Here is a 25,024-nt window from a genome sequence, read left to right as displayed (position 1 = left end):
GAAGGTCCCGCATGGCAAACCTGCCCGACATGACGAAGCACCGCGGCTTTCCCTCCGGCATGCCGGGCACGGGCGTCCAGTTCACCATCCGCCGCGCCAACCCGCGCGGCGTGACGCCGATCAAGGCGCTGCCGCGCCGGGCGCGGCCGGGCACGGCGGAGCACCGCATCGACGCCGCGTTCCTGCACGCCCTCTGGCACCATTTCGGCGCCGAGCCGTTCGAGCGCGGCAATCTCGACGCCGCCCGCCTCAACCTCCTTTTCGGCCGCGAGGTCGTGCCGGCCGAAAAGGACTTCGACCCGCTGTCCTACGGTGCCCTGCTCGTCATCGACGAGCGGGTCGCCCGGCAGAATTTCCCGGAAGCGTTCGAGGACGTGTTCGAGGTGTGACGGCACGCCCGCCGGCGGCGGCGATCACGCCCGCTCCGGCTCGATGCCGAAGATCAGCGAGTGATGCGCACTGCCCGCGGCGAGCACGCCCGCGGCGGCGGCGAGCGTCGCGTTCGCCATCGGGCTCGCCGCATCGCCGGCGGCGAACACGCCGGGCACGGAGGTCCTGCCCCGTCCGTCGGCGCGGATGAGGGGGCCGGTCGGCCCCTCCTCGAAGGCGCAGCCGAGCCGTTCGGCCAGGTCCGACGCCGGGGCGGTCCTCGGCGCCAGGAACAGGCCGGCGACCGCGATCGTCCGGCCGTCGGCAAGCCGCACGCCCGCAAGCGCCGGCGCATCCCCGAGCAGCGCGACGACGGGCGAAGGCTCGATCGTCACTCCGCGCGCGGCGAGTGCCGAGCGCTGCTCCGGCGTCGGCTCGAACGCGCCCTGCGTGAACAGCGTCGTCGGCCCCCAGTCGGGCACCAGCATCGCCTGATGGAAGGCCATCGGCCCGCCGGCGAGGACCCCGACCGGCTGCCGGTCCAGCTCGTAGCCGTGGCAATAAGGGCAATGGAGAAGGCTGACGCCCCAGCGCTCCTCCGCACCCGGCAGGTCGGGCAGCGTGTCGCGCAGGCCGATGGCGAGGATCAGCCGCCTGCCCGTCTCCCGCGTGCCGTCCGCCAGCACGACGCGGAATCCCCCGGCAACGGCCGACGCGTCGACCACGGTCCCCTCCCGCACCTCCACCGTCGGATAGGTCGCAAGCTGCCGGCCGGCCGCCGCGATGATCGCCCCCGGCGCCTCGCCGTCCTGGCCGAGAAACCCGTGCGAATGCCGGGCGAAGCGGTTGCGCGGCCTCTTCGCGTCGATCAGCAGCACGCGCCGCCGCGCCCGGGCGAGCTGAAGGGCCGCCGCCTGTCCGGCGAAGCTGCCGCCGACGATAACAACATCATGGGTCATGGTTCGTCGCTCCTTTCGTAACTATACGAGTTACGTTATTGAGCGATCGCCGTCAACTCAGAAAACTCGGATTGTTACGTGACCCGATGCATGCTACACCCGCAGGCAGCGGAAAAAGGACAGACAGGATGCCGAGAGACAGCCGGATGTCGCGCATGCTGCACGTGCTGATCCACATGGACCGGCACGTGAAACGCGCGACGTCGGAGGAGATCGCCAGGATGCTCGACACCAACCCGGTAGTCGTGCGCCGGATGATGGCGGGCCTGCGCGACCGCGGTTTCGTCACGTCGGAAAAGGGGCATGGCGGCGGATGGGAGCTTTCCCGCGGCCTCGACGCCATCACGCTGCTGGACGTCTACCGCGCCATCGGCGAGCCCGCCCTGTTCAGCATCGGCCCGCATGCGGACCATCCCGAATGCCTGGTCGAGCAGGCGGTCGACGCGCGCATGGCGCAGACGCTCGCCGAAGCCGAAGCCCTGCTGATGGCGCGTTTCGAGACGATCACGGTGGCCGATCTGGCCGACGACTTCGAGCGGCGCTTCGCCGCGCATCGGGTCAGGAACGGCCCCGGCGGCAGGTGCGCAAGCGGCACCGCCTGACGCCGCAGGCCCGGCGGAACCCCTATCGATGGCCGTCGACGATCACGCGGTCGCGCCCGGCCTTCTTCGCGTCGTAGAGGGCGTTGTCCGCGCGCGAGATCGCCGAGCCGACGCTCTCCCCGGGCGTGCAGATCGCGCCGCCCACGCTGACCGAGACCGGCAGGGCGGACGAATCGACGAGGAAGGGCCGCACGCTCACGGCGCTGCGGATCCGCTCCGCGACCTCCAGCACGGCCTGATGGCGGGGCCTTTTCAGGACGACGGCGAACTCCTCGCCGCCCATCCGGCCGAAGCAGTCCTGCGCATCGAGCACCGCGCGGCAGCGCCGGGTGAACTCGATGAGCACGAGGTCGCCCACGCCGTGGCCGTAGCGGTCGTTGATGGTCTTGAAATGGTCCATGTCCAGCATGAGGAAGGCGACCGGCGCCGTCCTGCCGTCGTCTTCCGCATGCAGCCGGTCGGCCTCCTCGAAGAAGCGGCGCCGGTTCATCGCCCCCGTCAGGGGGTCGGTGTCGGCGAGGATCTTGAGCTCCCGCGCATAGGCGCGCTCGCGCGTCACGTCGATATAGAGGTTGACGTTGAAGTTGCCGATGGTGCGGTGGCGGAACTGGATCGTCCGCAGCGCGCCGCTCGCCGTCGTCACGTCGAGATCGAACGGCGTCATCTCGCGGTCCTCGGCGCGCGCCGCCGCGATCGACGTGTACCACAGCGAACGGGCGAACTCGCGGTAGGCGGGGTCCGGATAGACGAGCCGCCACCAGTCGTCGATATCGGCGATATCGTCCTGCGAATAGCCGAACATGTCCTTGAAGGTCGAATTGGCGAACTGGATCTGGTCGTCGGCGCTCGCGATCTCGAAGCCGAACGGCAGCCAGTTGAGCAGCGACAGCACGTTCTCCTGCCAGCCTGCGAGCGTGACCGATCCCTGCGGCGGCGCGTCCATGAAGGTGAACAGGCGCAGCACCTCGTCCTCGATCGCAAGGCGGGTGACCTGCACCATGAGCACGCGCTCCTGGCCCTGCACGATCGCGTGGACGAGGAAAGGCTCGCCCGGCACGCCGACCGGCGCGACGTTCCAGATCTGGCCCAGCATCTGGGCCGCTTCCCTGCCGACGAGCTCCTCCACCGAACACCGGCCGAAGCCTTCCACGCCGACGCCGAACAGGATCGCGGCGTTCCGGTTGGCGTAGCGCACCGTCAGGGTCTGCTTTTCCATGAGCACGAGCGGCGCGCCGACGCAGTTCATCCAGAAATCCAGTTCCTGGCGGGAACGGCCGGGAACGGTCCCCTCGGGGGCTGCATCGCCCGGCGAAGCGGGGATCGGGGCTGTGGCTTCAGGTCTGCTCATGCATCCGGTACTCGCTCCGAGGGAAGGGCCTGATCACTCCATTCGGACGAGGTTACGACGACGACGTAAGGATTTGGTTTATTCGGAAAACAAGTTTGATCGGACTTCCGGCCGCCGGCGCAGAGCCTATCGGGCCGCTTCCAGCCTCTCGATATAGCCGATCGATGCCGAAAGATCGTGCCGGATCGCCTCGATGGAGAGGGGTTCCGGCCGCCGGCGCGGGTCCGCCCGTCCCGGGCGGTCGAGGCGCAGCGGCAGCTCGATGCTCACCGGCAGGCCGGCGGGAACGGCCTTCCAGTAGTCGGAAAACGCGACGTCGCCGGCCCCGAGCGCGCAGAACACCCAGTCGCCGCCCGCGGAGCGCACGTCCTTCAGATGCGCATGCGCGACGATGTCGGGCGCAGCGGCGTAGTCCTCCGCCGGCTGGCACCGTTCGCCGCTGTAGGTGAAGACATTGCCCGTGTCGTGGTTGAGCCGCACGCGCGGCGATCCGACGGCGCGCAGGAACGCGGCGGCCGCAGCGACCGTGCCGGTGAGGTTGCCGCTGCCGTGGCCCGGGTTTTCGAGGGCGAGCGTGAGCCCGGCCGCGTCCAGCCTCGGAAGGGCCGCCTCTATCGTCGCGCGGATTGCGTCCCGCTCCCCGGCGGGTCCGGAATTGGTGATCAGGAAGGCGGCGCCGAGGTCGGCGGCGAAGCCGATCCGCCGGATCAAATCCTCGGCCGCGCCCGGCCGCGACAGGTCGAGATGCGCGGAGACCGCATGGACGGAAAGCCCCCTGCCCGCGACGAGGCGGTGGAGGCGCCGCGCCGCGGCGGCCGAGAAGGCGTCCTCGTCGAAATCGACATAGCCCTTGATGAAGGCCGGCTCGACATGGCGGCCGCCGGCACGGGCGATCTCCTCGACGGCCTCCGCCATGGAATAGCCGTCGAAGAGCGCCGTCGAGACCGAGACGATGCGCGGGGACGCGGACAGGATCAGGCCCCCTTGCCGTGGACGATGAGCTCGGAGGCCTCCTTGACCTTCGCCGGCGAAAGCGCCTCGCGCCAGTCGTCCTTGACGACGACCCCCTTGGCGAAGCGCATCAGCCGCAGCGCCGCGTCGGAGGGCACCTTCGGCGAATAGCCGAACCACATGGCGATCTCGACATTGAGGTGACCGATCAGGAAATCCAGCGCCGCCTGCCGGGGAATGCCGTATTTCTTCTCGCACTCCTCGACCGCCTCCACCATCGTGTCGACGAAGGGCATGGCGACCATCTCCGACAGGCCGGGCTCCAGGATCGCCAGCTGCTCGACGCTGACGCGGTAGCTGTTGATGATCGGCGACCACATCGCCTTGCAGATCTCCTCGCCGAGCGCGTAGTGCTCCTCCGGCCCCTGCATCAGCGCGCAGACGATCGACTGCTTGGCGATGCCGCCGTGATAGTCGCGGCGGGCGTCCCACTCGGTCTCGTCGTTGAACAGCGGCGGATGGCACGGATGGCCGACGAAATAGGTGAGGTCCGGACGGTCCTTCGGCAGGTCGTCGGCATAGGGGGCGGCGGCATCGAGGATGAGCAGCATCGCGCCGGAGGGCAGCATCGGCGAGATCTGCCGCGCGACCTTGCCGATCACGTTGTCGGGCAGCGCCATGACGACGACCTCTGCACCGGGGATGCCCTCCTCCATGGAGACGGCCTTGATGCCGGCCTCCGCGAGCCGCGCGCGGCCGGCCTCGCCGATCTCGACCGCGCGGACGTCGTAGCCCGCGTCGATCAGTTTGCGGGTGACGCGGAAGCCCATCTTCCCTCCCGCGCCGAGCAGTGCCACCGAAGTCGTCATCGTGTCTCTCTCCCTGTTGGACCGGCCGGCGAAGCGTGCCCGAGCCGGGTTGTCGCGTGAACTTTCATCGGCCCGCGCCGCGGCCGAACGTCTCGAGCGCGGCCTTGAGGTCGGGGTGGGTGGCGGCGTGGTCCCGGGCCGGGATGCCGGCGGCCGCCGCCTCCCAGGCCTCGCGGAGGCTGCGCACGCCGGCGGCGACGCCGCCCGGATGCGCCATGATGCCGCCGCCGCAGCAATAGATCAGGTCGCAGGAGCCGAGCGCCGCATGGGTCGCCTCCGCCTGCACGGCCGACTGACCCGAGGAGAAGACCGGCATCACCGTGTCCGGCCGGTCGGGACGCGAGAACATCGGCGTCAAACACTCGCGCGCCGAGGCGACGACCGATTCGTCCGGCTCGCAGAACTTGTTCGACAGGCCGTTGACATGCATGTGGTCGACGCCCGCCACGCGCCAGAACTTCTGGTAGGCGGTGTAGCTGACGCCGAGGTCGGGCGAGCGGCTGAAGAGGCCCCAGCCCGCCCGGTGCCCGTGGATGGCGACCGAGGAATGGCGCCGCACCTCCGCCACGCCCGGCAGGCCGACCGAATTGAGCACGAGCATGGCGCAGGTGCCGCCGCGCTTTTCGATCAGGTCGAGCCGGCGGCGCATCTGGTCGATGTCGCCGGAGATGTTGGCGGCGAACATGGCCTTGCGCCCGGTCCGGTCGGCGTGGCGGTCGATCACGTCCATCACCGCGCCGAAGCGGGCGGCGAAGGGCGAATGCGGCGGATCGCCCATCAGCTCGTCGTCCTTGATGAAGTCGAGCCCCGCCGAAATCAGCGTGTCGGCGAGCTCCGCCGTCGCCTCGACCGTCAGCCCGACGCTCGGCTTGATGATCGTGCCGATGACGGGCCGCCCAGAGACGCCCACCAGCCGGCGCGTGCCCTCGACGCCGAAGGCCGGACCCGGATAGGCGTCGGCGAAGGCATCCGGCAGGACGAGGTCGACGAGCTTCATCGCCGAGAAGTGATGGAGCTCGAAGAGATTGCCGAGCACCGTCGACCAGACCGAGGAGAGGATCGTCCCCGTGTTGTCGAGGTTCCAGGAGAGCGTGACGCGGGCGCGCCGCGGCCGGGCGGACGGATCGCCCAAGGGCGGCCGCGAGAACGGCAGCGCCTGCGCGTCCGCCTCGCCCAGGTCCTCGATCGCCTCGACCCGCGCCCCATAGCGGCTCAGAAGCTCGGGCGTCTCGCCCGGGACGGGGCGGAACGTGCCGCTCGACTGCTCGCCGGCCATGGCCGCGGCGGCGGCCTCCAGCGGATAGCGCGTCTCGACGAGATAGGTGGCGACGATTCGGGATTGCACGGCACTTCCTGGCACTGACCTTACGATGGAGGAGCAATTAGCACCAAAAAGAGTTCATGTCATCATATGAGTTTGAAACGGACAAATATTTCCCTCGCCTTAAATGCAAGGCGCCCCATCAGCCCTGGGAGCTGGTCTTCAGCTTGGAATAGAGCTCGTTCGCCCGGTCGATATGCTCGGCCATGGCCGTCGCGGCCGCCTCCGCGTCGCCGGCGGCGATCGCCTTGTAGATGCGCTCGTGCTCCTCGATGGTCAGCCGTTCCGCGCCCTTCAGCGCGACGAGGTCGCGCTTGAAGCGCGAGAGCCAGTCGAGCATGCCCTTCGACACGGCGGCGATCATCGAGTTGCCGCTCATCTCGGCGATGATGGCGTGGAACTGCATGTCCACCGCGACGAACTTCGTCTGGTCGCCGCGCGCCTCCTGGAGCTGGCGGATCGATTCGGCGAGGCGCTCCAGGTCGCGCGCCGTCGCCCGCCGCGTCGCCACGCGCACGAGGCCGGTCTCGAGCAGCAGGCGCACCTCCTTCAGCTCCTGCAAGCCGCGCGGGTTCGTCGCCAGCATCATGATCATCGCCGCCGAGATCTGGTCGACGATGACGTCCGGCGTCGGGTTGATCACCCGGGCGCGCTCGCCGTGCGAGATCTTGATCAGCCCCATCTGCTGCAGGGCCAGCATGGCCTCGCGGATCGACGGGCGGCCGACGCCGATCATGTTCATCAGCTCCTTCTCCGAGGGAAGCTGCGAGCCGGGCGGGAACTCGGACGTCGAGATGGCGTCCATCAGCCTGTCGAGCACCTCGACGTAAAGCTTCTTTTTCTGAACAGGCTCCATTCCACTCTCCAAAGGCGGCGCGACCGTCGCGGCTCTCTTCATAGCAATCAGAAACGCCGCGGCAAACAGGTGCGAAGTGCGATTGACATTACTTATATGATGACCTAACGTCCAGCCGCATCCGACAGGCAGGAGGGTCCGGTCGGCGGGCGGCGGGACGCCGTCCGGAAGAGTTTCCCTGGGAGGAGAACGCAATGGCACTGACAAGACGAGAATTCACCGTGGCCACCCTGGCGGGGCTCGCGGCGACGAGCGGCATGACGCTCGCCGTGCGCGCGCAGGGCACCAAGACGATCGCCGTCCTCTTCGACGGCCTCTATTCGGAATTCTGGGTCGCCGGCATCCAGATCATCCGCGAGGACCTGAAGAAGCGCGGCTTCGAGATCATGGAGGCGATCTCGGACCAGGACGACAACAAGCAGTTCGAGCAGGTCCGCGCCGCCATCGCCCGCAAGGTCGACGGCATCATCATCGTCCAGACGGACTCCAATGCGGTCATCCCGGCGATCAAGGCGGCAAACGACGCCAAGATCCCGATGGTGCATTTCAACCGCCCGCCGGCCAAGACCGACGCCTTCTCCGTCGCCATCCAGGCCGACAACCAGAAGATCGCCCGCGACGCCGTGACCTATGCCTGCGAGGTGGCCAAGCAGTCCGGCAAGAAGCACAAGGCCGCGATCCTGATCGGCGACCTCGGCGACCCGAACGCCATCCAGCGCCGCGACGGCTTCGAGGAGGCGGTCGCGCAGTTCGCCGACACGATCGAGGTGGTTGCCAAGATCCCGACCGAATGGAACGCCGACACCGCGTTTGCGGGCCTCACCAACGCGCTGCAGGCCAACCCGGACATCTCGTTCCTCTTCACCTCCTCCGACTTCCTGATCCCGCAGATCCAGCAGGCGCTGAAGTCGGCGGACAAGTGGCACAAGGTCGGCGAGGACGGCCACGTCATCTTCACCGGCTTCGACGGCTTCCCGGACGCCTACGCGCTGATGAAGGACGGCTACATGGATGCCTGCGGCGTGCAGAACCTCTTCTACGAGACCGAGCTCGCCATCCAGGCGATCCTCGACCTGCAGGAGGGCAAGGAGGTCGACCGCCTGCTGCTCGATCCGGGCTTCGCCATCACCCAGGCGAACATGGAGGAGAAGGCGCCCGAAATGTGGGGCTACGTCCTCTGGAAGGAGAAGAACCCGGGCTGATCCCGCCCGCCCGCGAAAACCCGGACGGAAGGAGCGATGCCTTCCGCCGGGACAATCCTCCCGGGCGATGCGGCCCGCTCCCCTCCTCGGCCCGAGGCGGGCGACGGGCGCATCCCGGGCGCCTTACGAGACCGACAACGAGGTCGCAATGTCACCTTCAGCGTCAACGGACACGCCCGCCGCCCCGGCCGACAGGCCGAGGGCCCTGCGGCTTGCGAAGCTCCTGCTGTCCGAATATTTCGTCCTCGTCCTCTGCGTCGTCTACGTCGCGGCGATCTATCCCTTCGTGCCCGAGATCCTCACCTGGCAGGTCGCCTCCAACATCCTCGGCGACATGATGCCGCTGCTGGTCGTGGCGATCGGCCAGACCTTCGTGCTGATCATCGCCGGCATCGACCTCTCCATCACCGCGATCATCTCCATGGCCGCCGTCGTCGGCGCCTCGGTGATGACGGGCACGAACGGCTATCTCTCCGGCTCGGCCGTCGCCGTTCCCGCGGCGATCCTGGCGATGCTCGCCGTCGGCGTGGCGGTGGGCGCGATCAACGGGCTCTCCGTCGTCAGGCTCAACATGCCGTCCTTCATCGTCACGCTCGCCACGCGCATGTTCTTCGCGGGGCTGGCGATCTGGTACGTGACGTTCCATTCCACCTCGTCGTCGATCGCCGACCTTCCGGCGAGCTTCACCGCCTTCGCCACCGGCTCGGTGCTCGGCGTGCCCTATACGGTGGCGCTCGCCTTCGCCATCGGCGTTGCGGCGCATGTCCTGCTGTCGCGCACGCAGTTCGGCCGCTGGGTCTATGCGGTCGGCGCCAACCCCGCCGCCGCGCGCATCTCCGGCGTGCCGGTCGGCCGCACGATCATGCTGACCTTCCTGATCAGCGGCGCCTGCGCCTCCGTCGCGGCGATGATGTATGCCTCGCGCATGCAGACCGGCTCGCCGATCGCCGGCGAGAACATCCTGCTCGACGTGATCGGCGCCGTCGTCATCGGCGGCACCAGCCTCTTCGGCGGCAAGGGCAAGATCGTCTGGACCGTGTTCGGCGTGCTCTTCCTGCTCCTGATCGACACGTCGATGAAGCTGCTCGGCTCCTCGCTGTTCATGATCTACATCATCAAGGGCGGCGTCATCCTGCTCGCGGCGACGGTCGACACCTTCCGCCACCACCTGCTCGTCAACCGGTAGGAGGGACGAATGGCAACGCTTCTCGAGGTCGAGGGCCTCACCAAATCCTTCTTCGGCGTCACCGTGCTGCACGGCGTCGGCTTCTCGGTCGAGAAGGGCAAGGCGCTCGGGCTCGTCGGCGAGAACGGCTCCGGCAAGTCGACCAGCATGAACATCCTCGGCGGCATCCACCAGCCGAGCGCCGGCAGCATGCGGCTCGACGGCGTGCCCTATGCGCCCGCCAGTCCGAAGGAGGCGACGGCCGCCGGCATCGCCTTCATCCACCAGGAGCTCAACCTCTTCCCGAACCTGACGATCGAGGAGAACCTCTTCATCGACAGCTTCCCGCACCGAGGCGTCCTGCCCTTCATCAACCGCGCCCGCATCCGCCGCCAGACCGAGGAACTCCTCTCCCAGGTCGATCTCCCGCACCGCCCCTCGACCCCGGTCTCCAAGCTCAGCCAGGGCGAGCGGCAGCTGGTCGAGATCGCCAAGGCGCTGTCGCGCAACGCGCGGCTCATCATCTTCGACGAGCCGACCACCTCGCTGACGCGCCCGGAGGTCGAGCGCCTCTTCGCCATCATCGCCCGGCTGAAAGCCCGCGGCATCGGCATCATCTACATCAGCCACGCGCTGGAGGACGTGATGGCCGTCTGCGACGACATCACCGTGCTGCGCGACGGCCACGTCGCCGGCAGCGCCGCACGGGGCGAGATCGACGTGCAGCGCATCATCGCGCTGATGGTCGGCCGGTCGATCGACGCCATCTATCCCGAACGGTCGGTAAAGCCCAAGGACGACGTCGTCCTCTCCGTCTCGGGGCTGAGCCAGCCGGGCGTCGCGAAGGACATCGGCTTCGAGATCCGCGCCGGCGAGGTCGTCGGCCTTGCCGGCCTGATGGGCTCCGGCCGCTCGGAGCTCGCCCGCATGCTGTTCGGCCTCGACCGCTTCGCGCGCGGGGAGATCCGCATCGACGGCAAACCGCTCGTCGATCCGACGCCGGCGACGGCGATGGCCGCAGGCGTCGCCTTCCTGACCGAGGACCGCCGCGGCGAGGGCCTGATCATGGATTTCACCATCGCCGAGAACATGGTGCTCGCCTCGCTGCCGACGGTCGCCGGCGCGCTCGGGCTGATCGACCGCGGCCGGATCAGCGCCGTCGCGGCCGACATGGGCCGCGCCATGCACCTTTCGACGACGAAGGTCGACGACACGCTGGTCAAGCATCTTTCGGGCGGCAACCAGCAGAAGGTCGTCATCGGCAAGTGGCTGCGCCGCCGCCCGCGCCTCTTCATCCTCGACGAGCCGACGCGCGGCATCGACGTCGGCGCCAAGCAGGAGGTCTACCGCATCGTCAACGGCCTGGTGGAGGCCGGCAGCGCCGTGCTGCTCATCTCCTCGGAGATCGAGGAGCTGATCGGCCTGTCGGACCGCATCCTCACCATCAGCCGCGGCGAGCTGACCGGCAGCTTCGCGCGCGGCGACTTCGACCGCGAGGCCATCATGACAGCCGCGACCGGCCTTGCCGGCGCAACGGAGATGCGCGCATGAAAACCGGCAACCGCCTCGTCCTGCTTCTGCTGCAGAACGCGCCCTACGTGCTCTTCGTCGTGCTGCTGATCCTGTTCGGGCTCGTCTCCGACCGCTTCCTCGCCGTCGCGAACTTCCGCAACATCGTCATCCAGGCCGCGCCCATCGCGATCCTCGCGATCGGCATGACCTTCGTGCTGCTCACCGGCCAGATCGACCTGTCGGTCGGGGCGAGCATGTACCTGACGGCGAGCATCCTGGCGATCTACCTCACCGGCATCCCGTGGCCGCTCGGCCTCATCGCGGTGATGGCGATGGCGGCCGCGATCGGCGCCGTCAACGGCGGCGTCGTCACGCGGCTCGGCGTCGCCTCCTTCATCGTCACGCTGGCGACGCTCTTCATCCTGCGCGGCATCGCCATGTGGCTCTCCAACACCCGCACGCTGATGTTCCCGGACCCGATCACCGACCTCAACCGCGCCCATGTGCTCGGCGTCCCCTCCGCCATCGTCGCCTTCGCCGCCGTCTTCGCGGTCGCCTGGCTGGTCCTGCACCAGACGCCGTTCGGCCGGCAGGTCTACGCGGTCGGCGGCGATCCGGAAGCCGCGCGCAAGGCCGGCCTTCCGGTCCGCCGCATCGTCTTCCTCTGCTTCGTCATCGCCGGCCTCTGCGCGGGCATCGGCGGCTTCGTGTCGATCACGCAGATCGGCGCGGTCGGCCCGAAATACGGCGACCAGATCGAGTTCTCGGCGATCGCCGCGGCCGTGCTCGGCGGCGTGTCGCTGTTCGGCGGCCGCGGCAGCGTCGTCGGCACGGTGTTCGGGGCGATCCTCATCAAGACGGTGCAGAACGGGCTGAACATCATCAATGCCGACCCGTACATCTATCCGCTGGTGACGGCCGCCATCATCTTCATCGCGGTGGCCATCGACGGGCTGCGCACGCGCATCATCGAGAAGCTGGAGCGCCGCACCATCCGCCCGCTGACGGGCGAGTGAGGCCCGGCCATGAACCCTATCGGAAGGAAACACCAGCCATGACAACGATCGCCCTGTTCGGCGCCGGCGGCAAGATGGGCTGCCGGCTCGCGAAGAACCTCAAGGGCTCGCGCTTCGACGTCCGCCATGTCGAGGTGAGCGAGGCGGGCAAGGCCCGTCTGCGCGACGAGCTCGGCCTTTCCGCGGTGCCGGCGGAGGCTGCCCTCGACGGCGCCGACGTCGTCATCCTCGCCGTGCCGGATACCGCCATCGGCAAGGTCGCGACCGGCATCGTCGACAGGCTGAAGCCCGGCACCATGCTCGTCATCCTCGACGCCGCCGCCCCCTTCGCCGGCCATCTGCCGGAACGCGGCGACCTCACCTATTTCGTCACCCATCCCTGCCATCCGCCGATCTTCAACGACGAGACCGATCCCGTCGCCAAGCGCGACTTCTTCGGCGGTGTCGCGGCCAAGCAGCACATCGTCTCGGCGCTGATGCAGGGGCCGGAGGAGGCCTATGCGCTCGGCGAGGAGATCGCCCGCACGATCTGGGCCCCGGTCATGCGCTCGCACCGCATCACCGTCGAGCAGATGGCGATGCTGGAGCCGGGCCTGTCGGAAACGCTCTGCGCCAGCCTGCTCGTCGTCATGCGCCAGGCGATGGACGAGTGCGTGGAGCGCGGCGTGCCGAAGGAGGCTGCGCGCGACTTCCTGCTCGGCCACATGAACGTGCTCGGCGCGGTGATCTTCGAGGAGACGCCCGGCGTCTTCTCCGACGCCTGCAACAAGGCGATCGAGTTCGGCATCCCCGTGCTGATGAAGGACGACTGGAAGCGCATCTTCGACGACCAGGAGCTCGCCGAGAGCATCCGGCGGATCACGTGAGGACGGACGGCATGCTGCAGGGAGCCCTCATCGGTTGCGGTTTCTTCGCGACCAACCACCTGAACGCCTGGCGCGATATCGCCGCAGGCGACGGCACGGCGCGGATCGTCGCGCTCTGCGACACCAATGCCGAACGGCTTGCCGAGGTCGCCGCCGCCTTCGGCATCGCCCGCACCTATCGCGATGCCGCGGAGATGCTGGCGAAGGAGAGCCTCGACTTCGTCGACATCTGCACCACCGCGCCGAGCCACCGCGCCCTCGTGGAGCTGGCGGCGGCACGCAAGGTGCCGGTGATCTGCCAGAAGCCGCTCGCCCCGACCGTCGAGGACGCCCGCGCCATCGTCGCCGCCTGCGACAGGGCCGGCATCCCGCTGATGGTGCACGAGAACTTCCGCTGGCAATCGCCGCTCGTCGCCGTGCGGGACATCCTCGCGAGCGGGCGGATCGGCCGGCCGTTCTGGGGGCAGGTCTCCTTCCGCTCCGGCTTCGACGTCTATGCCGGCCAGCCCTATCTCGCCAGGGGCAAACGCTTCATCGTCGAGGACCTCGGCGTCCACGTCCTCGACGTCGCCCGCTTCCTGTTCGGCGACGTCGAAAGCCTCACGGCCCGGCTTGCCCGCGTGAAGGCGGACATTGCCGGCGAGGACGTCGCCACCATGCTGCTGGGACATACGGACGGCGTCACCTCCGTGGTCGACTGCAGCTATGCGAGCCGGCTCCCGGAAGAGCTTTTTCCCCAGACGCTCGTCGCCGTCGACGCGAGCGAGGGGTCGCTGCGCCTTGCCGCCGGCTACGCGCTCACCGTCCGCGACCGCGACGGGCGCGTCGAGACGCGCGACCTCTCCCCGCCGCTGCTCTCCTGGGCGAGCCGGCCCTGGCACAACGTGCAGGAAAGCGTGCTGCTGATCCAGAAGCACTGGGTCGAGAGCCTCCGGGCAGGAACGGAGCCGGCGACCTCCGGCCGCGACAACCTCAAGACCTTCGCCCTCGTGGAGGCGGCCTACGAGAGCGCCGCCACGGGCGCCACCGTCAGACCGGAGGCCTGAGATGGAGCAGCCCGTGCACGCCGCCCGCATCCTTTCCGCCGGCCCGCTTTCCGTCGAGCTGGAGGACGGCAACCTGCGCGCCCTGCGCTGGCATGGCAACGAGGCGATCCGCGCCATCGCCTATCTCGTGCGGGACGCGAACTGGGGCAACCACGCGCTTCAGATCTCCGGCCTGACCGTCGAGGAGACGAAGGCCGACTTCTCCGTGCGCTACCGGGCGGAATGCACGGACGGCGACGCGCGCCTCGCCGTCGACGTCCACATCACCGGCAGCGCCGGCGGAAAGCTCGTCTTCGACGCCGAGGCCGTGCCCGAGGGCGACTTCCGCACCAACCGCTGCGGCTTCTGCGTGCTGCATCCGATCGTCGGCGTGGCCGGGCAGCCGGTCACGGTCGAGCACACGGACGGCAGCCTGGAGCAATCGCATTTCCCGCTCGCCATCGAGCCGGCCCAGCCGTTCTTCGACATCCGCGCCATCACCCACGCGATCGCCCCCGGCATGACGGCGCTCTGCCGCATGGAGGGCGACACGTTCGAGATGGAGGACCAGCGCAACTGGTCGGACGCCTCCTACAAGACCTATGTCCGCCCGCTCGCCCTGCCCTGGCCCTACACGCTCGAAAGCGGCGTGCCCCTCCGCCAGACCGTCACCGTCCTCCTCAGCGGCGAGCCGGACACGATCCCGAGACCCGCGCGGCCGGACGAGGCGATCCGCCTTTCGATCCGCCCCGCGGCCGGCCGCGTGCCCGCCTTCGGCCTCGGCATCAGCCCGCAGGAGCTTGCGGAGACGCTCGACAATATCGAGGCGCTGCGGGCGGTCGCGCCGCAGCATCTGATCCTCGCCTTCGATCCGCTCGCGGGCCACGACGGCGCCGTCCTCGAAGGCTACGCCCGGCTGCTTGCGGCCTATCCGGCCGAGGCGACGCTGGAATACGTGCTGCCCTGCCGCGCCCTGCCGGCGGACGAGCTGCAGGAGGCCGCCCGGATGGTCCGCGCGGCGGATCTGCGCCTCTCCGCGATCGCCGTCAGCCCGGCGCCGGACCTGAAGTCGACGCCGCCCGGCAGCGCCTGGCCGGCCTGCCCGCCGCTCGCCGAGGTCTATGCCGCAGCGCGGGCGGCCTTCCCCGACCTGCCGCTCGGCGGCGGCATGTTCAGCTATTTCACCGAGCTCAACCGCAAGCGCCCTCCCGTCGGAATGCTGGATTTCATCACCCACACGACCTCGCCGCTGGTGCATGCCGCCGACGACCGCAGCGTCATGGAGACGCTGGAGGCCCTGCCCTTCATCACCGCCTCCGTGCGCGCCTTCGCGGGCGACATGCCCTACCGCATCGGCCCGTCGGCGATCGGCATGCGCGGCAATCCCTACGGCGCGTCGCTCAACGCCAATCCCGACAACCGGCGGATGACGATGACGGCCGACGACCCGCGTCAGGCGACGGATTTCGCCGCCGCCTGGATGGTCGGCTATGCCGCCGCCACGGCCGGCGCCTCCCTCGACGTGCTGTCGCTCGGCAGCCTCGCCGGTCCCTTCGGCCTGCTCGACGCCGGAACGCGGCTTCCCGCCTTCAAGGCCGCGCAATGGCTCGCCGCGCTCGCCGGAAGCGAGGCCCTCGGCGTCGAGAGTTCCGACCCGGCGCGGGTGCTGGCGCTCGGCGGCGGCGATACGCTCCTCGTCGCCAACATCACGCCCGCCGCACGCCGCGTCGCCGTCGACGGCGCGACGCTGGAGCTCGGCCCCTACGGCATCGCGCAACATCGCCGGGGAGGCGCCGCGTGACCGGGCTGCTGCTCTGCTACTACGGCGACGACCTGACGGGCTCCACCGACGTGATGGAGGCGCTCGCCACCCGCGGCACGCCGACGATCCTCTTCACCGGCATCCCGACGGCCGAGGAGGCCGCCCGCTTCCCCGGCCGCAGGGCGGTCGGCATCGCCGGTACCAGCCGCAGCGAGACGCCCGCCTGGATGGACGCGCACCTGCCTCCGGTCTTCGCCTGGATGAAGGAGTCGGGCGCAGCACTCTGCCACTACAAGGTCTGCTCGACCTTCGATTCCAGCCCCGCGGTCGGCAGCATCGGCCGGGCCATCGACATCGCCGCCGCCGTCTTCGGGCAGGCCTGCACGCCGCTCGTCGTCGGCGCGCCCGAGCTCCAGCGCTACACGGCCTTCGGCAACCTCTTCGCCCATTTCGGCCCCGACATCTTCCGGATCGACCGGCACCCGGTGATGCGCCGCCATCCCGTGACGCCGATGGACGAGGCGGACCTGCGCATCCACCTCGGGCGCCAGACGGAAAAATCCATCGGCCTCGTCGACTTCCTGCGCCTCAAGAACGGCCTGCCGCCGGAGGAGCTGTCGCGGCGCGCGGACGCGGACGCCATCCTGCTCTTCGACGTGCTCGACGAGGAGACGAAGGCGGCGACGGGCCGGCACCTCTGGTCGCTGCGATCGGACTGCCGCTTCGTCGCCGGCTCCTCCGGCGTCGAATATGCGCTCGTCGCGGAAGCCGCGGGTACGCCGCTCAGCGGCAAGGTCCGGGCCGTGCCGGGACCGGGCGGCCGCGGGCCGATCGCCGTCGTCTCCGGCAGCTGCTCGCCGACCACCGCGCGGCAGATCCGCCACGCGCTCGAAAACGGCTTCGCGGGCATCCCCGTCGACCCGGCCGCCCTGGCTGAGGGGGCGGAGCCCGCGGTCCGGGCGGCGCTCGACGCGGCCGCCGCCGCACTCGGCGCCGGCCGCAGCCCGCTCCTCTACACCGCGCTCGGCAGCGCCGACGCGGCCGACGCTATCGACGGGCACGCCATCGGCCGCGGGCTCGGCCGCATCCTCGCCGGGATCGTCCGCCGCCACGGCCTCGGGCGCGTCGTCGTCGCTGGCGGCGACACGTCGAGCCATGCCATCAAGGAACTGTCGATATCGGCACTCGAATTGCTGGCGCCGCTGCCGGGTTGCCCCGGCTCGCCGCTGTGCACCGCATTCCTGAAGACGGAGGGAGAAGAACTCGAAATCGCGTTCAAGGGCGGTCAGGTGGGCACCGACGCCTACTTCACGATCGTCCGCGACATCTGATCCGCCGCAGGAAACTTGAGCAGAGACCCGGCTGCGATTTCCATGAGGGAAAGAGGGCCGGACAACAGGAACGGGAGGTCTCCATGTCCACATCACGTCGCAACTTCACCTTCGCCTGGCTGGCATCGATTTCGATGCTCGCGCTGGCGCCCCAGGCGGCCGTCGCCTCGCCGGACCAGCCGGTGATCGCGCTGTCGAACTCCTTCTACGGCAACACCTGGCGCCGCCAGATGGTCGACGCCTTCACCGCCGAGGCGGAGAAGGCCAAGGCCGAGGGCAAGATCGCCGACTTCGTCGTCCTCAACGGCGACGGCAGCGTCAACCAGCAGAACAGCCAGATGGCGGAGCTCATCCTGCGCGGCGTCGATGCCATCGCCATCAACGCCGCCTCGGAGACGGCGCTGAACGGCCTTGCCGAGAAGGCCTGCGCGGCCGGCATCAAGATCATCGCCTTCGATTCGCTGCTGACGGCCGATTGCGCCTACAAGCTGTCGTTCGACTTCACCGGCTACAAGACGGAGCAGGCGAAGAAGACGCTGGAGCTGATCGGCAACAAGGGCAACGTCATCGTCGTGCGCGGCGTCAAGGGCTCCGGCCCCGACAACCTGATGTACAGCGCCCAGAAAGCCGTGCTCGACGCCAATCCGGACGTGAAGATCGTCGCCGAGGTGTTCGGCCAGGCGACGGCCTCCGTCGCCCAGGCGGCGATCGCCAACGTCTTGCCGAGCCTGCCGCAGGTCGACGCGGTCCTCGGCCAAGGCGGCAGCGACGACTATGGCATCGCCCAGGCCTTCGTCCAGGCGGGCGGGCCCTATGCCGAGAAGCTGCCGGTCATCGAGGGCGGCGGCTCCTCCGACTTCGTCATCTGGTGGGCCGAGCAGGCCGAAAAGGGCTACAAGACCACCTCGATGAACACGACGCCCGGCATCGGCGGCGCAGCCTTCTGGCTGGCCTACGAGATCGTCAAGGGCGCGACGCCGGCCAAGGAGATGACCATGCCGGTCGCCACCGTCGACGAGAGCAATCTCGCCGAAATGGCGAAGGACCTGAAGCCGGGTCTTATCATCAGCCCCAGCTTCAGCCAGGAATGGGTGAACGAGAATCTCGTCAAGGCTGCGCAATAGGCCGTGCAGCAATGGAGGTCCCGCCGTCGCGGAAGCGGCGGCGGGACGTCTTGCGACTTGAAAGGACATGCCATGCAAGCGAACACCGCCCTCCCGCAGGACACGGACGGCTTCAGGCCGGACGGCGAGAAACCCGCCTTCCTGTCGCTGCGGGGCATCGGCAAGACCTATGGCAGCACCCGCGCCAACGACGACCTTTCGCTCGACATCGCGCCCGGCGAGATCGTCGGCCTGATCGGCGCCAACGGTGCCGGCAAGAGCACGCTGATGCGCATCGTCTGCGGCGTGACGCGGCCGGACGAGGGCTCGCTGCACTGGGACGGCGCCGCGCTCGATCCCGATGCCTTCTCGGCGCGCACCGCGCAGAGGCAGGGCATCCGCATCGTCTGGCAGGAGCTGTCGCTCTGCGCCAACCTCAGCGTCGCCGACAATTTCTACGTCGAGCGCCCGGAGCTCGCGGGCCGCGGACCCCTGTGGCGCGGCGCCTATCATACGCTGGCGCGCGAGAGCATCGAGGCGATCTTCCCGGGCGCACGCATCTCCACGCGCGCCCTCGTCGCCGATCTCAGCCTGTCGGAGCGGCAGATGGTCGAGATCGCCCGCGTGGCGAGCGATCCGGCGCTGCGCCTCCTCATCCTCGACGAGCCGACCTCCTCGCTCGGCAGCGAGCGCAGCGCGCAGCTGCGCGCCTACGTGCGCCGCCGGGCGGCGGAAGGGCTCGCCACCATCTTCATCAGTCACAAGCTGGCGGAGGTGCTCGACGTCTCGGACCGCATCGTCGCCATGCGCAACGGCCGCATCGTCTGGCAGGAGCGCGCGGCCAAGGCATCCGTCCCCGACATGGTGGAGGCGATGGGCGGCCCCGGCGCCGGCGACCGGCCCGAGCGGCAGGCGCGGACGGGCACGGCCGCCGAGGGCGAGATCCTCGCGACGCTCGACGGAAAACGGACCGCCGCCGGCATCGACCCGCCGAGGCTGCGGCGCGGCGAGATCGTCGGCCTCGCCGGCCTGGAGGGCAACGGCCAGCGCGCCGTGCTCCGCGCGCTCTTCTCCCGGCCGGAGGCGAGCGGCCTGAAGCCCGGCTGCCGGGTGCGCTACATCTCCGGCGACCGCCCGAACGAGGGCGTCTTCCCGCTCTGGACCGTCCTCCAGAACATCTCCATCGGCAGGATCGCCGCGCGCGGCCCCTTCGCGCCGGTGCGCGATTCCGCCGAGCGGCCGCATGCCGCCTCGCTCGCCGGCCGCCTGCGCCTCGACGAGAGCCGCTTCGGCTCGAAGATCCTGGAGCTCAGCGGCGGCAACCAGCAGAAGGCGCTCGTCGCCCGCGCGCTTGCGGACGATTTCGACGTGCTGCTGCTCGACGACCCGACGCGCGGCGTCGACATCGCCGCCAAGCGCGACTTCTACCGCCTGGTGGAGGACGTCGCGCAATCCGGCCGGCTGGTGATCTGGTACTCGACGGAGGACCTCGAATTCCTCGAATGCGACCGCGTCCTCGTCTTCTCGAAGGGCCGCATCATCCGCGAGCTGGGCGGGGCCGAGATCGACGAGGACGCGATCGTCGCCTCGTCCTTCGCCGAGCAGACCGCAGCGGGCGGCGCGGCGGATGCCGGACCCCCGCCGGCGCGGCGGATCGGCCCGGCGATCATGAAGGCCATCCCCTTCGCAAGCCTCGTCGCCGTCTTCCTCGCCATGTCGATCCAGAACCCGCTGGTCGCCTCCTCCTTCGGCCTGGAACTGCTTCTGGCGCCGGCCGTGCCGCTGGTGCTGATCGCGCTCGCGCAGATGTTCGTCGTCGGCGGCAGCGAGATCGACCTCGGCGTCGGCGCCTTCACCGGCCTCGTCAACGTGATCAGCGCGACGCTCCTGGTCGCAAGCCCGCTGCTCGGCGCGGCGGCGCTCGTCGCGGGCCTCGCGGGCTATGCGCTGATCGGCGTCCTCATCCAGGCCCGCGCCATCCCGGCGATCGTCGTGACGCTCGGCGCCTCCTTCATCTGGATCGGCACGGGGCAGACGCTGCAGGCCTCGCCCGGCGGCAGCAGCCCGGAATGGCTGGCGGCGCTATTTTCCTGGAGCATCCCCGGCCTGCCGACGCCGCTCGTCCTCATCCTCCTTGCCGGCATCGCGGCGATCCTGATCGACGGCTCGGCGACGGGCACGATCCTGCGCGGCTTCGGGGCCAATGCGGCCGCACTCGCCCGCGCCGGCTGGTCGCCCGTGCGCTATGCCGTCTGCCGCTACCTCGTCGCCTGCGTCTTCGCCATGGCGGCCGGGCTCTACGTGACGGCCACCAACAATGCGAGCGACATCAATGCCAGCTCGTCCTTCACGCTGCTCAGCATCGCCGCGGTGGTGATGGGCGGCTGCCAGCTCCTCGGCGGCATGATCGCCCCGGCCGGCGTCGTCGCCGGCGCGGTGACGCTCTCGCTCATCGGCGCGCTGCTCGCCGCCCTCGGCGTCAGCACCGACTTCAACGCCGCCGTGCAGGGCGGCCTGCTCATCCTGATCCTCGGCTTCCAGGCGTTTCTCATCCGGAGGAAGAACGATGCTTGATTCCATCACCGAGCGCCGCTGGATCCTGCCGCTCGCCGGCGTCCTCCTCCTGTGGGCGGCCCTCGTGATGCTGACCGAACGGTTCAGCATCTACAGCCTGACGGGCGTGGCGACCTCGGCCTCCTTCCTGATCTTCCCCGCACTCGGCCAGATGCTGGTGATCACCACCGGCCGCGGCAACATCGACCTGTCGATCCCGAGCACGGTGACGCTCAGCGCCTATGTCTGCGTCGTCGTCTCGGGCGGGACCAATGCCGGCCTGCCGGCCGCACTCGCCGCCGTGCTCTGCACGGCGCTCGCGACAGGCCTCGTCAATGCCGGGCTGGTCGTCCTCCTGCGCATCCCGGCGATGATCGCCACGCTCGCGACCGGCTACATCCTCGCCTCGCTGACGCTGATGGTGAACGCCATGGTCACCCGTATGGGAACGCCGCCGCTCCTCGCCTGGGTGGCGACGGGCAGGATCGGCGGCTTCCCGCTGATCTTCTTCGTCGCCGTCGCCGTCACGGCCGCGACCGGCCTGCTCCTCGGCTACACCGCCTACGGGCGCAAGCTGCTGGCGCTCGGCCAGAGCGCCGAGGCGGCCCGCCTCACCGGCATCCGCACCGGCCGCATCGTCGCCTCGACCTTCGTCGTCAGCGCGATCCTCTCGGCGGCGACCGGCATGCTGCTCTCCGGCTACGCCGCCGGCGCCTTCCTGGAGATGGGGACGCCCTATCTCCTGCAATCCGTCGGCGCCGTCGTGCTCGGCGGCACCCTGATCGCCGGCGGCAGCGCGACGGCGATGGGCACGCTCTACGGCGGCATCCTCCTCGTCATGATCGTCACCACCCTGCAGATCGCCGGCCTGCCCCACGGCATCCAGGACATCCTGCAGGGCGTGGTCATCATCGCCGTCCTCTCCGTCGCGGGTGCGGGCGGCAGGCTGCGATAGGGGCGCGGCAGGCAGTCCGAGGCGCCGCCGCCGTCACATCTTCGGATAGGCCCCTCGCCGCCCTGCGGCGGCGGGGCCGCCGACCGGATGGCGCGAGATGGCGGGGTTACCGCTTGAACGCCGGCGGGGCGGCCTTCGCGTTGAGCAGGTGCCTCTCCATCGCCGCCGCCGCCCGGTCGCGTTCGCCGGCGTCCAGCGCGTCGAGGATCGACAGATGCTCCATGCACGAGGCGTTGAGGCGGCCCGAGTCGATCAGGGATTCGTATTCCAGCAGGCGCCGGAGCCGGTTCTGCTGGGCGACGGCCTGGACGACGAACGTGTTGCGGGAACACTCGGCGATGAAGAGGTGGAAGTCCTCGTCGAGGCGGAAGAGCTCGGAGAGCTTCAGCGTCTGCGCGTGCAGGACGCGCTCGTGGCGGCTGCGGATCACCGCGGCGGCCGCCCTGTCGTAGCTGAACGAGGCCTGCAGGATCGCGCCCGGCTCGATTAGGAGGCGGAAATCGTAGCTCGCGTCGTTGGCGGCCTGGGAGTTCAGCGTCGGCTCGAACTGCCAGCCGTAGCCCGGCATGCGCGAGATGACGCCCTCGTCCGACAGCATCGCGAGGACGCGCGAGAGGGTCATCTTGCCGAGCCCGTAGCGCGATCGGAAGAAGCTCTCGGACACTTCGCGGGGGATCAGCCCCTCGAACCAGTCGCGGGCGATGCGCTCCTTGACCTGCTCCTCGTCCTCCTGCGGCAAGCCGGCCAGCAGGCGCTCGGCCGTGGCGGCGTTCGCGCCGACATAGAGCCCCCGCCCCTCTCCCTTCTCCGCCGCGCCGAGGGCGGAAAGCTGCGCGAGCGCCGCCCGCAGCGGCGTGCGGGAGACGCCGAAGGTCTGCGCAAGCTCGACCTCCCGCAGATGGGCCCCGGGCTGCAGCACGCCATCGACGATCATTTCCAGCAGTTGCCGCACGAGCCTCAGCTGCAGATCCGTTTTCGAGTCCACCGGGAATCCTTGTCCATCCTGCGGAAAATCAGCCCTCCTCTCCCGCCTCCGGCATCCGGAAGGCCTCGGGATCGTCGAACCGCCGCAACACATTCCTTGTAATGCGTGCGATCTCGTTGTCATAGCCGTTCCACGCCATGGAGCCGGCCCAGGCGATCGAGCCCGTCGAGAAGACGGCGCCGCCGCCGGCCGTCTCGAAGAAGGTCAGGTCGGCGCGGATGATGTCGGCCTGGGTGCCCGACCAGTCGGGCGTCGGGTCGAGCAGGTCCTCGGGCGTCATGAGGTAGATGTCGGTGTGGCGCGTCGAGGAGGCGAGGACTAGCGCATGGGCGGGCGTGCCCTGGGCCGGATCGGCGCGATCGACCTCCAGTCCCGCCGCCCCGCCGCCGGCAAGCCCGAAATCGCCGATCTTCGCGCCGGGCGTCAGCCCCTCGAAGACGAAGGCGGCGCGGGCGTCGCGCGCGGCCGGGGAGAGCACGTAGGGCTCGCAGACGTCGAAGCCCTGCGAGGTCATGCCGACGCCGCACAGATGGTTCGGCGGCCGGCCGTTGCGCCGCCACAGGCCGCCGTACTCGCCGGTGAAGGCGTGGTAGAACTGCCCGTGCCCCGGCTCCCACGGGCGGATGCCCGCCTCGGAGCGGCGGCATTCCATGATGCCGGGCATGTCGTCGTTGAAGCTGACGACCCAGTAGAAGCCGTTTCCCCCGAGATACATGAGCCGCCCGCCGCGGTCGGTGAAGCCCTGGAGCGCCTCGATCATGTTGCGGGTGTGGTATTCCGGATGAGTGCCGGTGATGACGACGCGGTAGCGGCCGAGGAGCCGCATGCCCTCGGCGTGCAGGTCCTCGTCGGTGATGACGTCGTAGTCCTGGCCGATCGCGTCCAGCCAGCCGAGGATGTGCGTGTCGGCGTTGAACTGCCAGACGTTCGAGCCGAAGCCGCCGAGGAAGGATTTCACCTTCGGCTGGAGATCGACGATCGGCCTCAGGCGCGAGCTGTGGAAGACGCCGCTCTCGTCGTCGTGGACCTCGTAGACCGAAAGGCCGATGCCGGGATTGGCCTGCAGGAACATGTGGTGGCGGTCGAGCTCGACCGCGCGCCCCATGCCGATCTCCGTGCCCGGGACGTCCATGCCCAGGCGGTGGTTGGCATAGGCGAGATAGCTGCAGGTGGGAAACAGGAAGGCCACGGTGTTGCCGGACGGCCGGTCGCGCGGCGGGCGCAGCGCGAAGACGCAGTAATAGGCGGTGTCCTCGTTTCCGTCCGGCACCAGCCGCACGGCATAGACGCCGCTCTTCAGCTCGTCGGGCAGCGTGAAGGTGAAGTCGACCTCCCATCCCGTGTCGTAGACGTCCGTCGCGTGGAAATGGATCGCGGAATAGAGGTCGGGGCGCTTCTTCCAGTCCAGCTCCTGCCCCTTCCACAGCCAGCCCGTCATCGCCCGCGCCGGGGCGTTGTGGATGCGGCCGTGCAGCTGGAACGGCGATATGTCGCAGATCGTCTGCGTCGTCATGCGCTGCGAGAAGTCCCAGGCAGCGCGCAGGCTGCGCATGCGCGACAGCTGCGCGAAATCGGCGAGGAGGCGGCGCAGCGCGTCGTGCGGGATCGCCGCGTCGAAGAGCGCCGGACGGTCGATCTTGCCGTCGAAGAAGCCGGCCGGCCGCCCGTCGGCGCCGCGCGTCGCGGCGATCAGCACCTCGTCGGCGCCGTAGCCCGCCGGAGCCGCCTCGGCCGTGACGATCCGCGGGCGCACGTCCTCGCTCGCCGCGTCGTCGTCGGTCGAGACCGCGAGGGAAAGGCGCTCCTGCGCGGCCGAATAGGTGAGCGAGAGGACGTGCCATGTGCCCGTCGCGATCCGGCCCCCGGAAACCAGCCGCCGGCCGAGCGCCTCCGCGAAGACGCGGCCGTCGGCCTCGATGCCGATGCGGGCGAACCCCGGCAGCGCCATGACGGTGCGCTCGCGCTCGCCGAGCAGCGTCGGGCGCACGGCGGCGGCGAGGGTGAAGTCCTCGAGATCGGCCAGCATCCCGCGGCCCGGAACGATGACGCAGGAGCCGGGATAAAAGCCCTTGGCGACGGCGGGGCGGCTGCCGCCCAGGTCCAGCGCGACGGCCTCGTCCCTGTAGCCCGGTCCCTCGGGGTTGGTGTCCCCCTGGATGATGCGGCGCAGGTCGGCGCGGTATTGGCGCGCGCCGAAGGAGCTCGCCATGACGGAGAGGGTCTCGCCGGCCGCGACGGTCAGCTTGTCGGTATAGGCAACGATCGGCAGCATCT

General features: G+C 69.5%; 21 protein-coding genes. 13 read left to right on the top strand and 8 right to left on the bottom strand.

Annotated features, from left to right (window positions below):
- Positions 1-11: 11 nt before the first annotated feature.
- Entirely contained in the window at positions 12-389 is a 378-nt protein-coding gene (locus tag NNZ72_RS13865; RefSeq protein ID WP_257315905.1) for a hypothetical protein, read from the top strand.
- 24 nt (positions 390-413) lie between these two features.
- Here the strand turns inward: NNZ72_RS13865 and NNZ72_RS13860 are convergent, their stop codons facing one another.
- The gene (locus NNZ72_RS13860) at positions 414-1,328 is read right to left on the bottom strand and encodes an NAD(P)/FAD-dependent oxidoreductase (RefSeq protein ID WP_257315904.1); all 915 of its coding nucleotides are present in this window, start codon (positions 1,326-1,328) and stop codon (positions 414-416) included.
- 128 nt (positions 1,329-1,456) lie between these two features.
- On the opposite strand from NNZ72_RS13860, the gene NNZ72_RS13855 reads away from it, so the two are divergent.
- Complete coding sequence (locus tag NNZ72_RS13855; RefSeq protein ID WP_257315903.1) at positions 1,457-1,930, top strand: Rrf2 family transcriptional regulator; 474 nt, start codon at positions 1,457-1,459, stop codon at positions 1,928-1,930.
- A 22-nt stretch (positions 1,931-1,952) separates the two neighbouring features.
- Here the strand turns inward: NNZ72_RS13855 and NNZ72_RS13850 are convergent, their stop codons facing one another.
- The 5 genes from NNZ72_RS13850 to nanR all read right to left on the bottom strand — a co-directional run bounded on the left by NNZ72_RS13850 (position 1,953) and on the right by nanR (position 7,275).
- Positions 1,953-3,278 carry a GGDEF domain-containing protein gene (locus tag NNZ72_RS13850; protein ID WP_257315902.1) on the bottom strand — a complete coding sequence of 442 codons (1,326 nt, stop codon included), beginning with the start codon at positions 3,276-3,278 and terminating at the stop codon, positions 1,953-1,955.
- A gap of 126 nt (positions 3,279-3,404) precedes the next feature.
- Positions 3,405-4,193 carry a sugar phosphate isomerase/epimerase family protein gene (locus NNZ72_RS13845; protein ID WP_257315901.1) on the bottom strand — a complete coding sequence of 263 codons (789 nt, stop codon included), beginning with the start codon at positions 4,191-4,193 and terminating at the stop codon, positions 3,405-3,407.
- A 59-nt stretch (positions 4,194-4,252) separates the two neighbouring features.
- Positions 4,253-5,098 (bottom strand): phosphogluconate dehydrogenase C-terminal domain-containing protein, encoded by an 846-nt coding sequence (locus NNZ72_RS13840; protein WP_257315900.1) that lies wholly within the window; start codon positions 5,096-5,098, stop codon positions 4,253-4,255.
- Positions 5,099-5,162: 64 nt separating this feature from the next.
- Positions 5,163-6,443 carry a ribulose-bisphosphate carboxylase large subunit family protein gene (locus NNZ72_RS13835; RefSeq protein ID WP_257315899.1) on the bottom strand — a complete coding sequence of 427 codons (1,281 nt, stop codon included), beginning with the start codon at positions 6,441-6,443 and terminating at the stop codon, positions 5,163-5,165.
- Between the two features lie 118 nt (positions 6,444-6,561).
- Positions 6,562-7,275 (bottom strand): transcriptional regulator NanR, encoded by a 714-nt coding sequence (gene nanR, locus NNZ72_RS13830; protein ID WP_257315898.1) that lies wholly within the window; start codon positions 7,273-7,275, stop codon positions 6,562-6,564.
- 194 nt (positions 7,276-7,469) lie between these two features.
- Between nanR and NNZ72_RS13825 the strand changes: the two genes are divergently transcribed.
- The 11 genes from NNZ72_RS13825 to NNZ72_RS13775 all read left to right on the top strand — a co-directional run bounded on the left by NNZ72_RS13825 (position 7,470) and on the right by NNZ72_RS13775 (position 21,765).
- The gene (locus tag NNZ72_RS13825) at positions 7,470-8,477 is read left to right on the top strand and encodes a sugar ABC transporter substrate-binding protein (protein ID WP_257315897.1); all 1,008 of its coding nucleotides are present in this window, start codon (positions 7,470-7,472) and stop codon (positions 8,475-8,477) included.
- A gap of 148 nt (positions 8,478-8,625) precedes the next feature.
- Positions 8,626-9,663 (top strand): ABC transporter permease, encoded by a 1,038-nt coding sequence (locus NNZ72_RS13820; protein WP_257315896.1) that lies wholly within the window; start codon positions 8,626-8,628, stop codon positions 9,661-9,663.
- Positions 9,664-9,672: 9 nt separating this feature from the next.
- Positions 9,673-11,193, top strand: a complete 1,521-nt coding sequence (locus NNZ72_RS13815) for a sugar ABC transporter ATP-binding protein (protein ID WP_257315895.1) — start codon at positions 9,673-9,675, stop codon at positions 11,191-11,193.
- Positions 11,190-12,170, top strand: a complete 981-nt coding sequence (locus NNZ72_RS13810; protein ID WP_257315894.1) for an ABC transporter permease — start codon at positions 11,190-11,192, stop codon at positions 12,168-12,170. Before NNZ72_RS13815 ends, NNZ72_RS13810 begins: the two co-directional genes overlap by 4 nt.
- A gap of 38 nt (positions 12,171-12,208) precedes the next feature.
- A complete protein-coding gene (locus tag NNZ72_RS13805; protein WP_257315893.1) occupies positions 12,209-13,036 on the top strand; it encodes a phosphogluconate dehydrogenase C-terminal domain-containing protein in 828 nt (275 codons plus the stop codon).
- 11 nt (positions 13,037-13,047) lie between these two features.
- Entirely contained in the window at positions 13,048-14,082 is a 1,035-nt protein-coding gene (locus NNZ72_RS13800) for a Gfo/Idh/MocA family protein (RefSeq protein WP_257315892.1), read from the top strand.
- A 1-nt stretch (position 14,083) separates the two neighbouring features.
- Positions 14,084-15,862 (top strand): D-apionate lactonase, encoded by a 1,779-nt coding sequence (gene apnL, locus NNZ72_RS13795; protein ID WP_257315891.1) that lies wholly within the window; start codon positions 14,084-14,086, stop codon positions 15,860-15,862.
- Entirely contained in the window at positions 15,859-17,154 is a 1,296-nt protein-coding gene (locus NNZ72_RS13790) for a four-carbon acid sugar kinase family protein (RefSeq protein ID WP_257315890.1), read from the top strand. The genes apnL and NNZ72_RS13790 overlap by 4 nt, the downstream gene beginning before the upstream one ends.
- Before the next feature lie 83 nt (positions 17,155-17,237).
- The gene (locus NNZ72_RS13785) at positions 17,238-18,278 is read left to right on the top strand and encodes an ABC transporter substrate-binding protein (protein WP_257315889.1); all 1,041 of its coding nucleotides are present in this window, start codon (positions 17,238-17,240) and stop codon (positions 18,276-18,278) included.
- A 72-nt stretch (positions 18,279-18,350) separates the two neighbouring features.
- Entirely contained in the window at positions 18,351-20,831 is a 2,481-nt protein-coding gene (locus NNZ72_RS13780) for an ATP-binding cassette domain-containing protein (protein WP_257315888.1), read from the top strand.
- Positions 20,824-21,765, top strand: coding sequence for an ABC transporter permease (locus NNZ72_RS13775; protein ID WP_257315887.1), 942 nt, complete (start codon positions 20,824-20,826; stop codon positions 21,763-21,765). The genes NNZ72_RS13780 and NNZ72_RS13775 overlap by 8 nt, the downstream gene beginning before the upstream one ends.
- A 106-nt stretch (positions 21,766-21,871) precedes the next feature.
- On the opposite strand, the gene NNZ72_RS13770 is transcribed toward NNZ72_RS13775, so the two are convergent.
- Both NNZ72_RS13770 and NNZ72_RS13765 read right to left on the bottom strand, forming a co-directional pair.
- The gene (locus NNZ72_RS13770; protein WP_257315886.1) at positions 21,872-22,750 is read right to left on the bottom strand and encodes a GntR family transcriptional regulator; all 879 of its coding nucleotides are present in this window, start codon (positions 22,748-22,750) and stop codon (positions 21,872-21,874) included.
- A gap of 28 nt (positions 22,751-22,778) precedes the next feature.
- Positions 22,779-25,022 carry a N,N-dimethylformamidase beta subunit family domain-containing protein gene (locus NNZ72_RS13765; protein ID WP_257315885.1) on the bottom strand — a complete coding sequence of 748 codons (2,244 nt, stop codon included), beginning with the start codon at positions 25,020-25,022 and terminating at the stop codon, positions 22,779-22,781.
- Positions 25,023-25,024: the final 2 nt, after the last annotated feature.

It is taken from the genome of Shinella pollutisoli (genome assembly GCF_024609765.1).
GTDB lineage: Bacteria > Pseudomonadota > Alphaproteobacteria > Rhizobiales > Rhizobiaceae > Shinella > Shinella pollutisoli.
The sequence above is the reverse complement of the archived record's forward strand: the minus strand, read 5'-3'. Positions and strand labels throughout refer to the sequence as shown.

Bases quoted from the DNA above. Each gene is read 5' to 3' on its own strand.
- NNZ72_RS13850 (WP_257315902.1), bottom strand. From the start codon at position 3,278: ATGAGCAGACCTGAAGCCACAGCCCCGATCCCCGCTTCGCCGGGCGAT.
- NNZ72_RS13815 (WP_257315895.1), top strand. From the start codon at position 9,673: ATGGCAACGCTTCTCGAGGTCGAGGGCCTCACCAAATCCTTCTTCGGC.
- NNZ72_RS13775 (WP_257315887.1), top strand. From the start codon at position 20,824: ATGCTTGATTCCATCACCGAGCGCCGCTGGATCCTGCCGCTCGCCGGC.
- NNZ72_RS13810 (WP_257315894.1), top strand. From the start codon at position 11,190: ATGAAAACCGGCAACCGCCTCGTCCTGCTTCTGCTGCAGAACGCGCCC.
- NNZ72_RS13855 (WP_257315903.1), top strand. From the start codon at position 1,457: ATGCCGAGAGACAGCCGGATGTCGCGCATGCTGCACGTGCTGATCCAC.
- NNZ72_RS13865 (WP_257315905.1), top strand. From the start codon at position 12: ATGGCAAACCTGCCCGACATGACGAAGCACCGCGGCTTTCCCTCCGGC.
- NNZ72_RS13825 (WP_257315897.1), top strand. From the start codon at position 7,470: ATGGCACTGACAAGACGAGAATTCACCGTGGCCACCCTGGCGGGGCTC.
- NNZ72_RS13840 (WP_257315900.1), bottom strand. From the start codon at position 5,098: ATGACGACTTCGGTGGCACTGCTCGGCGCGGGAGGGAAGATGGGCTTC.
- nanR (WP_257315898.1), bottom strand. From the start codon at position 7,275: ATGGAGCCTGTTCAGAAAAAGAAGCTTTACGTCGAGGTGCTCGACAGG.
- NNZ72_RS13805 (WP_257315893.1), top strand. From the start codon at position 12,209: ATGACAACGATCGCCCTGTTCGGCGCCGGCGGCAAGATGGGCTGCCGG.
- NNZ72_RS13860 (WP_257315904.1), bottom strand. From the start codon at position 1,328: ATGACCCATGATGTTGTTATCGTCGGCGGCAGCTTCGCCGGACAGGCG.
- NNZ72_RS13845 (WP_257315901.1), bottom strand. From the start codon at position 4,193: ATGGCGGAGGCCGTCGAGGAGATCGCCCGTGCCGGCGGCCGCCATGTC.
- NNZ72_RS13800 (WP_257315892.1), top strand. From the start codon at position 13,048: ATGCTGCAGGGAGCCCTCATCGGTTGCGGTTTCTTCGCGACCAACCAC.
- NNZ72_RS13785 (WP_257315889.1), top strand. From the start codon at position 17,238: ATGTCCACATCACGTCGCAACTTCACCTTCGCCTGGCTGGCATCGATT.
- NNZ72_RS13820 (WP_257315896.1), top strand. From the start codon at position 8,626: ATGTCACCTTCAGCGTCAACGGACACGCCCGCCGCCCCGGCCGACAGG.
- NNZ72_RS13780 (WP_257315888.1), top strand. From the start codon at position 18,351: ATGCAAGCGAACACCGCCCTCCCGCAGGACACGGACGGCTTCAGGCCG.
- NNZ72_RS13765 (WP_257315885.1), bottom strand. From the start codon at position 25,022: ATGCTGCCGATCGTTGCCTATACCGACAAGCTGACCGTCGCGGCCGGC.
- apnL (WP_257315891.1), top strand. From the start codon at position 14,084: ATGGAGCAGCCCGTGCACGCCGCCCGCATCCTTTCCGCCGGCCCGCTT.